Genomic DNA, 13083 nt, shown 5'->3' with positions numbered 1-13083 from the left:
ACTCCGCTCACCAAAATTATAACTGGTAAAACCCATTTCGCTAGTTATAATTTCATTATGAGCTTTGCTTGGACCCCTCACCGGTTTGCCGGCGGCGCACTGGCGCTCGACGTCGCCAACAGCGTCGTTTTGCGCCACGATGCAACGCGGCGGATCGACCGCTTCGCGGTCAGGGACCAGATGCGGAGCTTTCCCCGCGCCGCTGCCGAATTCTGCGCCGAGCGTGCCCTCTTCGGCGACATCGCGCCGGTGGCGGCGGAAAACGAGGCGGATTTCATCGCGCAGCGGGAAGCGATCGACCTCTATTTCCGCAAGCGTATACTGAATGGCGGCCACGACCAATTGCTCGCCAGCCTGCTGGAGGCGCTGGCTCAGGCGTTGCGCGAAGCAAGCCCCGGCAGCCTGGCCGCGGCGACCGCCCATTCGGCGCTGCGGCTGATCGCCATGCCTGATCCCCAGCGCATGAAGATCTGCGGCAATTGCGGCTGGCTGTTCATCGACCGCAGCAAGAACAGGAGCCGGGCCTGGTGCGACATGGCGGTCTGCGGCAACCGCACCAAGGCGAACCGGCACTATCGCCGCAAGAAGGAGGAGACGCCATGAGGAAATATATGATCGCGATGGTCGCAGCAGCGGCCCTTCTACTTTCCGCCTGCCAGCGACAGGCTGAAAACCTGGTCGAGGTCACCGGCCATCTCTTCGTCTTCAACTATCGGGTGGCGAGCGCCACCTATCTGCTGACGCTGAAGAAGACAGGGCCCATCCCCGACGGTTCGGTCATCATCGCCGAATTTGAAAATCCTGAAGGAGGCGATCCGCTGGTGCTGAACCAGAAGATCTACCCGATCGATGACAAGATCGCGCTGCAGAGCGAAAAACTGCACTGCGTGCGCAAGGACCGCCCCTATTCCGTGAGTGTCCGGCTGGTCGACAAGGACGGCAAGGTGCTGCAGGAATTGAAGACGCAGTTTCGGTCCGACCTCGACCAGACCGTCCTGCCGAGCAAGCCGCTCGTACTCGGCGCGCTTTATGAAAAGAACCCGGAGGTCTTCAAGCCTGACGGCACCGTCGATTTCTCGAATACCGACAAATGCCCTGCATAGAGAAATGCATAGAAAAAGCCGGAGCAAGGCCCCGGCTTTCGAGAGTCAATTCAAGGCATTGCCAGCGAATGCCGAAGCGTGGCCTCAGCCGACGATTTCGGTATCGGAGAACCAGTACTTGATTTCCTGGGCAGCCGTTTCAGGAGCATCCGAACCGTGAACGGAGTTTTCGCCGATCGACAGAGCGTGAACCTTGCGGATCGTGCCTTCGTCAGCGTTTGCCGGGTTGGTCGCGCCCATGATCTCGCGGTTCTTGAGGATCGCGCCTTCGCCTTCCAGCACCTGAACGATGGTCGGGCCGGATGTCATGCCTTCGACCAGTTCGCCGAAGAAGGGACGATCCTTGTGAACAGCGTAGAAGCCTTCGGCTTCGCGACGGCTCATCCAGACGCGCTTGGAAGCGACGACACGCAGGCCGGCATCTTCGAGCATCTTGGTGATGGCGCCCGTCAGGTTGCGCTTCGTTGCGTCCGGCTTGATCATCGAGAAGGTGCGTTCAATCGCCATAGTCAAATCCTCTGTTGTCTCGGGAAAAGTGGGCGGTCTTTACCCGCCCCAACGCCCGAAAACAAGAGGTAGGCGGCAATTTCACGCCGCTGTCACAGTCCTGCCGCGGCTTTGGTGAAGATCGAGGCAGCGTTCGAACCAGAGCATGACGGGATCGTCGACGGCCAGCATGGCGAGACCGGCGGAGACACGCAGCCATTGCAGCGCGCCGAAGACAATATAGTCGGCAAAGAGCGGTGTCTGCCCGCCGATGAAGGGTTGGAACTTCAGCATGTGCCGCAGCGGCTCCAGCTTGGCGCCGAAGGCGGCCTTCTCCGCCTCGCTGTCGGCGGCAACCACTTCCAGCGGCTTGCCGAGCCGAGCCTCCCGGCTTTGACGGAAATAGGCCTTGTCGTCCTCATCGAGGTTGGCATGGATATCGAGAAGAGCGATGCGCATGATCGCCGGATGGATGATCATCTGCGAATAGCCTTCCACCATCCGCGATAGCGCCTTGCCGCCCTCGCCGTTGAACAGCGGCGGCCGCTCGGGATAGGCCTCCTCCAGATAAAGGGCGATGTCGAAACTGTCGGGGACCAGTCGGCCATTGTCGTCGAGAACGGGCACGATCGACGAGACGCCGCCGCCGATCGCGCGGATGCGGGCGTAGGTCGTCGGAATCTCCTCGAAATCAAGGCCCTTATGCGCCAGCGCCATCACCGCCTTCCAGCAATGGGGCGAAAAGAAGCGCCGCTCATCGGCGCCGCAGAGGGAATAGAGGGCTCTCGTCATAACAGTCCTTTCGAGATCGTAGCTCCATCCATTCCACGACAGAAAGCGGCTGCGATCAAATCAGGAAATTTCATGGGCGCATCACTGCGATTTCCGGGGAAAAGGGCTAGACTGCCGCGACCAATCCGGGAGGGTCTGAATGCTAAGACATTACAGGATGTTCGCCGCCTATAATCGTTGGGCCAACACGCAAGTTTATGCGGCTGCGGCCGAACTCAGCGACGCGGAATTCCGCAGCGACCACGGCGCTTTTTTCGGCTCGCTGCATCGCACGCTCAATCATCTGATCGTCGCCGACCGGATATGGATGAAGCGCTTCAGCGGTGCCGGCGAGGCACCGACGACACTCGATGCCCTGCTCTTCGAAGAACTGGATGCGCTTGCTGCCGCGCGCAAAGCCGAGGACGAGCGTATCATTGCCTGGATGGACACGCTGGACGAGGCAGCCCTTGCCGCCGACTTCACCTATGTGCCGGTGACGCAACCGGGCGAATTCACCCAGCCGCTGGCGCCAGCGCTCGCGCATCTCTTCAACCACCAGACCCATCATCGCGGCCAGTGCCACATGACGCTGACGGCGCTGGGCAAGCCGAGCCTCACGTTGGATCTCATCTACTTCCTCCGTAGCGAGGGCCGCGAGTGGATGTAAGACCTTCACCATCAAGACTGAATTAACCGCCTTCGCCGGTTCCACCCGTGAATCCCAGGCTTCCCGTCGAAAATTCAGCCTCTCTTAAACGCTTGCGGGCATAGCCTGATCTGAGAAATGAGGCCGGGTCGCGAGGGATCGTCATGCAGAATGGAAGCGCAAACGCACTGGTGCCGCGCGAGGCTGCGCGCCCGGCGCCGATGGCGGATATTCAGAAGATCGCCCAGCACATGGCGCGCCTGAACGTTGCGGCGCTCCCGCGCAATTACGAACTCTTTCATGAGGCGATCATCGGGCTCAATGCAGGCCTTGCGCAGGATATTGCAGCACTCGGCCCTCAGCCGCAGCAGCCGATGCTCGACGAACTCGGCCTGAAATACCGGCTCGTCGGCCATTGCGGGCTGGCGGGCGAGACGTCGCGGAACGAGGCGAGCCGGATGCTGCGCGACGTGGCGGAGCGGCTTGCCGAAGGGCTGAAGCACAAGAACGCCTTTGCGCGCGCCTGCGGCGCCATCCTGAAATCCGTCTCCGGCCAAGACGACCAGAGCCTTGCCGCCTTCCTCAGCGAGGTCGATTATCTCACTGCCTCGCTTTCGACAGTTCTTGCAGCCGAGATGGAAATCGGCGCGAAGCTGCAGGACGATATCAAGACGCTGGAAACGCTGGAGCGCGGCATTTCGGCGATGCAATCGGCCGCGATCGCCGACAGGATCACCGGGCTTCCAAACCGCATCGCGCTGAACCGGACGATCGCCGATCTCTACAAGCGTGAAGAAGGTGCCGCCGGCAGCGCACTGATCATGGTCGATATCGACAATTTCACCGATCTCAACGACAAATACGGCACCCAGGCAGGCAACAAGCTCCTGAAGAAGCTTGCCGGCCTTTTCAGCAAGTCGGTCAAGAAAAACGATTTCGTCGCCCGCACCGAGGCCGACGAATTCGCCCTGTTGTTTTCCAATGTCGGCATGCAGGATGCGATTGCTATTGCCGAACGGCTGCGCGCCTCCGTCGAGGACAATCTGGTCTTCGCGACATCCGACAAGGCCGATCCCGGCAGGCTCACCATCTCGATCGGCGTGGCGCTCAGCACCGACGCGGCAACACCGGGACAATTGCAGGCCAATGCCCGCGTGGCGCTTCTCGCCGCGCAGTCGAACCCCCGACTGCCGGTGCAGGCTTTCGGCCGCTAGATCCCGCCGGAGGTCCGAAAACCACTCCCGCTTTTGGGCATCATGCTCCAGGACTGACAAGCGCTCTTGCCTTGGCGGGCGCTTTCGGCCAAAACGCCGGCCATGATCACGCTCACCGATATTTCCGCCCGCATCGCCGGGCGCCTGCTCCTCGACAATGCCAGCGTTTCGCTGCCTTCAGGCACGAAGGCGGGACTCGTCGGGCGCAACGGCGCCGGCAAGTCCACGCTTTTTCGCGTCATCACCGGCGATCTCGGCTCGGAGAGCGGAACGGTGTCGATCCCCAAGGCTGCACGCATCGGCCAGGTGGCGCAGGAAGCGCCGGCGACCGAAGACGCGCTGATCGAGATCGTGCTTGCCGCGGACAAGGAACGCACGGCCCTCGTTGCCGAGGCGGAAACGGCAACCGATCCGCACCGCATCGCAGAAATCCAGATGCGCCTTGTCGATATCGACGCGCATTCGGCCGAAGCGCGCGCGGCGAGCATTCTTGCCGGCCTCGGCTTCGACAAGGACGCGCAGGCCCGCCCCGCCTCCTCCTTCTCCGGCGGTTGGCGCATGCGCGTCGCACTTGCCGCCGTGCTGTTTTCCGAGCCGGATCTGCTTCTGCTCGACGAGCCGACCAACTATCTCGACCTCGAAGGCACGCTGTGGCTGGAAGATTATGTCAGGCGCTATCCGCACACTGTCATCATCATCAGCCACGATCGCGACCTGTTGAACAATGCCGTCAATGCGATCGTCCATCTCGACCAGAAGAAGCTCACCTTCTATCGCGGCGGTTACGACCAGTTCGAGCGACAGAAGGCGGAAGCCGACGAGCTGCAGACCAAGGCCAAGGCCAAGAACGACGCGGCGCGCAAACATCTGCAGGGCTTCATCGACCGGTTCAAGGCCAAGGCTTCCAAGGCCCGGCAGGCACAATCGCGCGTCAAGGCGCTGGAACGCATGGGAACGGTTGCCGCGGTGATCGAGGCCCACGTACAGCCGATCACTTTTCCCGAGCCGGAAAAGCAGCCGGCTTCGCCGATCGTCGCGATCCAGAGCGGCGCCGTTGGCTACGAGCCCGGCAATCCGATCCTGAAGAACCTCAATCTGCGCATCGACAATGACGACCGCATCGCCCTGCTCGGCTCGAACGGCAACGGCAAATCGACCTTCGCCAAATTCATCTCCGGCCGGCTGGCGCCGGAAAGCGGTGAAGTGAAGATCGCGCCGAGCCTGAAGATCGGCTTCTTCGCGCAGCACCAGCTCGACGACCTCATTCCCGAGCAATCGCCGGTGGAGCATGTGCGCCGCCTGATGCCCGGTGCGCCGGAAGCCAAGGTGCGCGCCCGCGTCGCCCAGATGGGGCTTGCGACCGAGAAGATGGCGACGGCCGCCAAGGATCTTTCCGGCGGCGAAAAAGCTCGCTTGCTAATGGGGCTTGCCGCCTTCAATGCGCCCAATCTGCTGATCCTCGACGAGCCGACCAACCACCTCGACATCGACAGCCGCCGCGCGCTGATCGAGGCGCTGAACGACTACGAAGGCGCCGTCATCCTGATCTCGCACGATCGCCATCTGATCGAAGCGACCGTCGATCGGCTGTGGCTGGTCAACGGCGGTACGGTGACGACCTTCGAAGGCGATATGGACGAGTATCGCGACCTCATCGTCAGTTCCGGTAAAAAAAAAGAAGAAAAGCCGCAGCTGACTGAAGATGCGACGTCGAAGGCCGACCAGCGCAAGCTCAATGCCGAACGCCGCGCCTCGCTGACGCCGCTCAGGAAAAAGATCAACGAAATCGAATCCTTGACGGCGAAGCTGGAGAAACAGATTCAGGCGCTTGATGCGGAACTTGCGGATCCGGCCCTTTACGAAAAGACGCCCGCCAAGGCCGCCGAAAAGGTGAAGCAACGCGGCGAGGCTGCGGCAAGACTCGCTGCTGCCGAGGAAGACTGGCTGATGCTGTCGGCCGAATACGAAGAAGCGATGGCGGGATAGCCACAGGCCTTAGAACAGGATGATTTTAGGCCGGATCGGCCTAAAATCTGAATCCTGTTCTAAATTAAACAGTTGGAGCATGATGTCGTCCGAAAACCGCTGACACTTTTCGGCATCATACTCTATCGAAAGCGTGGCGAAGTGCCGCACATCAACGCAATTCCGGCCATTATCAACCGATCATTAACCATAATCCGAAAGGTTGTCTCAACATTCGTTACCGATTTGTTGAGCCCTTTCCATGTATCGTTTTTTCATTCTGTCCTGCATGGCCCTCACGGCCGCCCTCTCCGCCTGCAGCACCACCAGACAAGCCGCTCCCGATACCTCGATCAAGACCTCCTCGGTGATCGCGCCCGAGGGACGGGCGCTTGCCTATACCGGCGACGATGCGGCGCCGCGCCTTGCCGGCCCGCACCATCTCGCCGGACGGACGCTGGAGGTCTCCTCGCTCGCCGAGCTCAAGCTGCAGGACAAGGAAGTGATCCTGAGCTTCGACGATGGCCCGATCCCCGGCCGGACCGACAAGGTGCTGGCAATCCTCGACCAGTTCGGCGTCAAGGGCGCCTTCATGATGGTCGGCGAAATGGCCGAGATGCATCCGGCGCTCGCCCGCAAGGTCGCCCAGGACGGCAACACGATCGGCAGTCACACCTATGACCACGCCAACCTCGCTTCGCTGAGTTTCGACGCGGCGATGGCCGAGGTGATCAAGGGCGAATTGACGGTGACCAAGGCGACCGGAACCGATGTCTCCTTCTTCCGCTTCCCCTATCTTGCCGAGAGCCACAGGCTGCGTGCTGCGATCGCCATGCGCGACATGGTGGTCATGGATGTCGACATCGACAGCAAAGACTATTTCACCACGACGCGGGTCTCCGCGACGCAGCGGACGATGAACCTCTTACACAAGCGCGGCCGCGGCATCATCCTGATGCACGACATCCACAAACGCACGGTGGCGATGCTGCCGAGCCTGCTCTCGAGGCTCGAAGCCGAAGGCTACAAGGTGGTGACGCTGAAATTCAAGAAGACTGAGGTGCCGAACACCGTCGTTGCCTCGGCCGATTTCGTGACGATCCGCTAAGGCGGGTTGCCAAGCCCGGGTTGGCTGCCTAGATCAGTGCGACGTCAACGGAAGCCGGCAGGTCAGATATGAACCTTCATCTCGAAACGGACGACGATCCGCGCACCCGCCAGTTCATTGACGAGCACAACCGGGTTTCCGACGCGGCACTGAGAACACCTGAATTCGAGAGGGATCGCGACGCGATCAAGGCGCTGATCGAGCGGCAGGACAGGCTGATCGTTCCGATGCGCCGAGACGAGTGGCTGTTCGATTTCCGGCAGAGCAAGGACAATCCTCTCGGCATCTGGCTCCGCCTGCCGGCAGACCAGCAGCCGCTGCCGGACGCCGCCTGGGAGCCGGTCTTCGATCTCGACGCCTTCTGCGTCAGGGAAGGCAAGCGCTGGAACTGGCGCGGCGCCGTCACCTGCCCATGGGAGCCGACGCGGGTGCTGCTCACGCTTTCGGACGGCGGCTCCGACCTTCTCCGGTTGCTCGAATTCGACGCCGAACCGAAACAGGTCGTCGAGGGCGGCTTCGATACACCGGCCGCGCGATCGCATGCCACCTGGCTGAGCCGCGACGAAATCTGCTATTTCGGTTCCATCGACCGATTTTCGGCGACCCGCTCGGGATGGCCGCGCGTCGGACGGCGATTGAAGCGCGGGCAGCGACCGGAAGATGCCGCCGTCATGTTCGAAGCAGCAGACGAGGACGTCTATGGCTTCAATCTCGTCATCGACCCTGCCCTATCAGGCGCTTCAGCGGATCGCGGATTGATCGATATTTTCGTCGCCGCCCACGAGATCGGCGTCGCGAGCGCTTTCCTGATCGCCGATAACGGCACACAGCGACGCATCGATCTGCCTAAGGAAGCCGATTTCCAGTTCAATCATGATCATTGCCTTTGGCGGGCAAAGACCGATGAACGCGTTGCGACCGGCAGCCTCGTGCTGCAACGCTTCGACCCCGCCTCGGAGACGGCCATGCTCGGGCCGGAGCGGATCCTGTTTCAGCCTGGCGAGGGCCAGTCCATCGCGCAGATGATGCTGATGCAGGAGTGGTGCGTCTTCATCATCTCCGATCGGCTGCGTCCGCGTCTCATGGTGCTGGACCTGACAAGGCCCGATGCCGAACAGCGCGAGATCGCACTGCCGGCGGATATGCAGACGGCTCACTTCAGGCCGCTCCATGCGGATCTGCATCTTGGCGACGATACGCTCCACATCATCGGCCAGGGCTTCCTGCAGCCGCCCGTCTGTTACCGCCTCGAGCTGTCGGATCGCAGCAAGCAGGCCGAGCCGATTTTCGTCGCCGCGGCGCCGAGCTATTTCGATGCCACCGATATGTCATCCGAACTGCTGGAGGCTGTTTCCGAGGACGGAACGAGGGTTACCTACCGGCTTGTCCTGCCGAAGCAGTGGACCAAAGGCGCGCTGCCGGTGCTGCTTTACGGTTATGGCGGCTTCGATGTCCCGTTGTCGCCAAGCTATTCCGGCGTGACAGGACGCTGGCTGGAACAAGGCGGCGCCTATGTGCAGGCCTATATCCGCGGTGGCGGCGAATTCGGGCCCGACTGGTACCGCAGCGCCAAGCGGCAGGGGCGAGACCGGGCGTTTGCCGATTTCGTCGCCATCGCGCGCGATCTCGTCGCCCGCGGCTATACCGTGCCGTCGCGGATGGCCTGCCAGGGCGGCAGCAATGGCGGTCTGCTGACCGGCGTGATGCTGACGCGCTATCCCGACGATTTCGGCGCCGTCTGGTGCCAGGTGCCGGTTCTCGACATGACACGCTTCCACCTGTTTACCGCAGGGCAAGCCTGGATGGACGAATATGGCGATCCGGAGACGCCGGTGGACCGGGATTTCATGCTCGGTTATTCGCCGCTTCACAATGTCGGGCCGGCGACCAAGGTCAGCTATCCGCCGATCTACATCGAAAGCTCCGCCAATGACGACCGGGTGCATCCCTCGCATGCGCGCCGCTTTGCCGCACGGCTGGAGGAAGAAGGACACCGGCCGCTCTTCCATGAATTCGGCTCCGGCGGGCATGGCGGCGACGGCAATTCCGAAGAGCGCGCCGCCCGCGCGGCGATGGGTTACAGCTTCCTTCGCCAAACCATCATGCGCTAGGATGCGATAGAATGGAGGAGGAGAGCTTGTCGGCGCGCCTCTTTCTGAATACAAACAGGTCAATAAATCATACTTTTCATACAGGCTCGAGCGAAACACCATGTCTCCTATCAACCTCGCCATCGTCGGCGTCGGCAAGATCGTCCGCGACCAGCACCTTCCCTCCGTCGCCAAGAACCCGGATTTCGAACTCGTCGCCACGGCAAGCCGCCACGGCACGGTCGAAGGCGTCAAGAGTTATACGACGATCGAAGCGATGCTCGACGCCGAGCCCTCGATCGATGCCGTTTCGCTCTGCATGCCGCCGCAATATCGCTACGAGGCGGCCTATAAGGCGCTCGTCGCCGGCAAGCACGTCTTCCTGGAAAAGCCGCCCGGCGCGACGCTGAGCGAAGTGGCCGATCTCGAAGCGCTGGCGAACAAGCAGGGTGCGTCGCTCTTTGCCAGCTGGCATTCGCGCTACGCGCCGGGCGTCGAGGCGGCCAAGGCGTTTCTTGCCGCGACGACGATCAAAAGCGTGCATGTGATCTGGAAGGAGGATGTCCGCCATTGGCATCCGAACCAGGAATGGATCTGGCAGGCCGGCGGCCTCGGCGTTTTCGATCCCGGCATCAACGCGCTATCGATCGTCACCCATATCCTGCCGCGGCCGATCTTCATCACCGAGGCCGTGCTCGAATTTCCCGAGAATCGCGATGCGCCGATCGCTGCCGACATTCACTTCCGCAATGCTGACGGCCTGCCGGTTCACGCCGAATTCGACTGGCGCCAGACCGGCAAGCAGAGTTGGGACATCGTCGCGGAGACGGCAGCCGGCCAGATGGTGCTCGCCGAGGGCGGCGCCAAGCTTTTGATCGACGGCGCGCTGAGGTTCGCCGAGCCGGAGCAGGAATATCCCTCGCTCTACCGTCGCTTCGCCGAAATCATCAAGGCCGGCAAATCGGATGTCGATCTCGCGCCGCTGCGCCACGTCGCCGATGCCTTCATGCTCGGCAAGCGGAAATTCGTCGACGCCTTCCACGACTGAGCGTCGCAATAACGTCATAGAAAACCGGCAAGATTTGCCGGCCTATGGCAATAGTGTTCGGGGGCAGCCGCTCATGAGCAATAAAATTGGCCGCAAGGGCCGATTTTTCCGCGTGTTGAAGATTGGCATCCTTGTGGTACCGCTTCTCGGCCTTGCGGCATGTTGGAGCGAACAGGTCGCCATGCCGCCTGATGCACCGGGCCTTTCCCGATCCGAGGAATATTCCTTCGGATCGGCGACCCAGGCAGAGGATTGGCAGGCCACTCGCAGGGTGTTGGGCCAACTGGAAGGGCGGTTCGGAGAGAAGTCCATGCGCATCCTGGCGCGCAATCTCGCCAGCAGCACCGAACCGCAGACCATCAAAGCCTATTATGCCGAACGCCTTGTTCATCAAGCCGGCTGGGCGGAAATGCCGGTCAGCACCTTTGCCGACAAGGCGTGGGCATTCGCTTTTGTCAGTCCGAATGGAAAGCATGTTTTGGCAGTCGAGGCGCTCGACGCGTCGGAAAGTGCTGGCGGGATCGTCCCCCTCAACATCCTGACGAACCTCGACGAGGACAAAGGGTCGAAAGGATAACGGCTACCGCCAGCCGGTGAGAGCGAAGCTGGACGGCTTCATGCAGCAATTCAAAGTGTTACAGTGTCCTGGCGCGTCTAAAAAGACGCGCCATGCTCTGGTGTCGGTAAAACGCTCAGGCCTTCTTCTCCCAACGCCCCTCTGACGTCTGCTGCCAATAGGTGAGGTTGTGCCCCTCGCCTTTCAGCTTCTTCCACTGCGCACGGGCGGCCTCCAGTTGCTCCTGGTCATGACCGTCGAACATGAAGACGATGCGCTCATAGGCATCGGCCGGCGGCGGCTCGGCGCCGTCGACGATGAAACGCACGGTCGCCGCATTGGCATTGTCCGGCGTCACCGTCAAAAGCACCGGCTGGCTTTCGGCGAAATCCGCCTCGTCGGTGCCGTGCGGCAGGAAGCTCTCCTCGCGGAAAGTCCACAGATGCTGATCGAGAGCATCACGCCGCGCCGGCTCGCGCGTCTGGACGGCAACGCGCCAGCCGCGCTCGACGCTTTTGTCGATGAGCGGCGGAAGCGCGTCCTCCAGCCTGGTTTCAGTCAGATGATAGAAGAGAACGTCCGTCATCAGGATTCATAATGGGCGCGAACGAGTTCGTCGAGCAGGCGCACGCCGAAGCCGGAACCCCAGGACTGGTTGATCTCGTCCTGCGGCGAGCCCATCGCCGTGCCGGCAATATCGAGATGCGCCCAAGGCGTGTCCTGCACGAACCGCTTGAGGAAATGTGCGGCGGTGATCGAGCCCGCCTGTCGGCCGCCGGTGTTCTTCATATCGGCGAACTTGCTGTCGATCAGCTTGTCGTAATCCCTGCCGAGCGGCATGCGCCAGAGTTTTTCGTTGCTCGACAGGCCGGCTGCCGTCAGTTGGGCGGATAGCTGGTCGTCATTGGAGAACAAGCCGGCATGCACGTTGCCGAGAGCCACGACGATCGCACCGGTCAGCGTGGCGAGATTGATCATGAACTGCGGCTTGAAGCGGTCGTTGCAATACCAGAGCGCATCGCAGAGCACGAGGCGGCCCTCGGCATCGGTGTTGATCACCTCGATCGTCTGGCCGGACATCGAGGTGACGATATCACCAGGACGCTGGGCGTTGCCGTCAGGCATGTTCTCGACCAGGCCGATGATGCCGATGGCGTTGACGGCGGCCTTGCGGGAGGCGAGCACATGCATCAGGCCGGTGACGGCTGCCGCACCGCCCATATCGCCTTTCATATCTTCCATGCCGGCCGCCGGCTTGATCGAAATGCCGCCGGTATCGAAGACGACGCCCTTGCCGATGAAGGCGACGGGACGATCCTTGCCCTTGCCGCCCTTCCACTGCATGACCGCCAGGCGCGGCGGGCGCACGGAGCCCTGGGCGACGCCGAGAAGAGCGCCCATGCCGAGGCGGCGCATTTCGCGCTCCGTCAGGATTTCGACTTCGACGCCGAGCTTTTCCAGTTCCTTCGCCTTGGCGGCGAACTCCACGGGACCGAGCACGTTCGGCGGTTCATTGACGAGGTCACGGGCCAGATTGACGCCGCCGGCGATCGCTTCGGAATCGGAAAACGCCTTCTTGGCACCAGCCGGATCGGCGGTGACGATCGTCACCTTGACGGACTTCGCCGGTTTTTCCTCCTCATCGCCCTTCTTCGTCTTGTAGGTATCGAAGCTATAGGCGCGCAGCAGCATGCCGAGCGCGAAATCGGCGGCTGCCCGCGCGCTGGTCGCGAGGCCAGGCACGTCGATGAAGACGGCGGCCTTGTCGGTGTTCTTGATTCTCGATGCCGCAGCACCGCCGGCCTTCAGCCAGTCATGGGCGGTGAGTTCGGCGGCCTTGCCGAGCCCGATGACGACGATGCGCTCGACGGGCGCGCCCTCGGGGGCGACAATATCGAGCCCGCTCATGGATTTCGCGGAGAATCGGGCGATCCTGGCAGCCTTGACGATCACGCCTGCCGGGTCGACCGTATCGGCGCCGGCAGCGCTGTCGGCCTCCGCAGTCTTCAACAGGATCGCCAGGCCGCCATTGGGCTTTGCCGACTTCGAGAATGAAATTTCCAACTTTGCTGACATGTCTTCTCCGCTGGGAT

At 61.8% G+C, this 13083-nt stretch carries 13 protein-coding genes; 9 read left to right on the top strand and 4 right to left on the bottom strand.

The features are described 5' to 3' along the window. The first annotated feature begins 57 nt into the window (after positions 1–57). Positions 58–603 (top strand): CGNR zinc finger domain-containing protein, encoded by a 546-nt coding sequence (locus ACM5SV_RS10235; RefSeq protein WP_222014308.1) that lies wholly within the window; start codon positions 58–60, stop codon positions 601–603. After that, a complete protein-coding gene (locus ACM5SV_RS10230) occupies positions 600–1103 on the top strand; it encodes a hypothetical protein (RefSeq protein ID WP_222014309.1) in 504 nt (167 codons plus the stop codon). The genes ACM5SV_RS10235 and ACM5SV_RS10230 overlap by 4 nt, the downstream gene beginning before the upstream one ends. Before the next feature lie 84 nt (positions 1104–1187). Here ACM5SV_RS10230 and ndk read toward each other — a convergent pair whose 3' ends face one another. Next, positions 1188–1610: a nucleoside-diphosphate kinase gene (ndk, locus tag ACM5SV_RS10225; RefSeq protein WP_003547097.1), complete on the bottom strand. Its 423-nt coding sequence runs from the start codon at positions 1608–1610 to the stop codon at positions 1188–1190. An 81-nt stretch (positions 1611–1691) separates the two neighbouring features. Continuing rightward, on the bottom strand, positions 1692–2381 hold the full coding sequence (locus ACM5SV_RS10220) for a glutathione S-transferase family protein (RefSeq protein WP_222014310.1): 690 nt from the start codon (positions 2379–2381) through the stop codon (positions 1692–1694). A 139-nt stretch (positions 2382–2520) separates the two neighbouring features. On the opposite strand from ACM5SV_RS10220, the gene ACM5SV_RS10215 reads away from it, so the two are divergent. The 7 genes from ACM5SV_RS10215 (at position 2521) to ACM5SV_RS10185 (ending at position 11011) form a co-directional block, all read left to right on the top strand. Next, the gene (locus ACM5SV_RS10215; RefSeq protein WP_012756849.1) at positions 2521–3030 is read left to right on the top strand and encodes a DinB family protein; all 510 of its coding nucleotides are present in this window, start codon (positions 2521–2523) and stop codon (positions 3028–3030) included. Positions 3031–3173: 143 nt separating this feature from the next. Continuing rightward, a complete protein-coding gene (locus ACM5SV_RS10210; protein ID WP_017993541.1) occupies positions 3174–4223 on the top strand; it encodes a GGDEF domain-containing protein in 1050 nt (349 codons plus the stop codon). A 102-nt stretch (positions 4224–4325) separates the two neighbouring features. After that, on the top strand, positions 4326–6209 hold the full coding sequence (locus ACM5SV_RS10205) for an ABC-F family ATP-binding cassette domain-containing protein (protein WP_130686209.1): 1884 nt from the start codon (positions 4326–4328) through the stop codon (positions 6207–6209). 241 nt (positions 6210–6450) lie between these two features. Next, a complete protein-coding gene (locus ACM5SV_RS10200) occupies positions 6451–7296 on the top strand; it encodes a polysaccharide deacetylase family protein (protein WP_017993539.1) in 846 nt (281 codons plus the stop codon). A 68-nt stretch (positions 7297–7364) separates the two neighbouring features. Then, positions 7365–9407 (top strand): prolyl oligopeptidase family serine peptidase, encoded by a 2043-nt coding sequence (locus ACM5SV_RS10195; protein ID WP_130686208.1) that lies wholly within the window; start codon positions 7365–7367, stop codon positions 9405–9407. A 100-nt stretch (positions 9408–9507) separates the two neighbouring features. Next, positions 9508–10434 (top strand): Gfo/Idh/MocA family protein, encoded by a 927-nt coding sequence (locus ACM5SV_RS10190; protein WP_017993537.1) that lies wholly within the window; start codon positions 9508–9510, stop codon positions 10432–10434. Positions 10435–10507: 73 nt separating this feature from the next. Further along, on the top strand, positions 10508–11011 hold the full coding sequence (locus tag ACM5SV_RS10185; protein WP_222014458.1) for a hypothetical protein: 504 nt from the start codon (positions 10508–10510) through the stop codon (positions 11009–11011). A 115-nt stretch (positions 11012–11126) separates the two neighbouring features. Here ACM5SV_RS10185 and ACM5SV_RS10180 read toward each other — a convergent pair whose 3' ends face one another. Together ACM5SV_RS10180 and ACM5SV_RS10175 are read right to left on the bottom strand one after the other, a co-directional pair. Beyond that, entirely contained in the window at positions 11127–11576 is a 450-nt protein-coding gene (locus ACM5SV_RS10180) for a DNA polymerase III subunit chi (protein WP_012756842.1), read from the bottom strand. Then, a complete protein-coding gene (locus ACM5SV_RS10175; protein ID WP_221965088.1) occupies positions 11576–13066 on the bottom strand; it encodes a leucyl aminopeptidase in 1491 nt (496 codons plus the stop codon). Before ACM5SV_RS10175 ends, ACM5SV_RS10180 begins: the two co-directional genes overlap by 1 nt. Positions 13067–13083 lie beyond the last annotated feature (17 nt).

The organism is Rhizobium sp. CRRU65, assembly GCF_048551595.1.
GTDB classification, from domain to species: Bacteria; Pseudomonadota; Alphaproteobacteria; order Rhizobiales; family Rhizobiaceae; genus Rhizobium; species Rhizobium leguminosarum_J.
The sequence above is the reverse complement of the archived record's forward strand: the minus strand, read 5'-3'. Positions and strand labels throughout refer to the sequence as shown.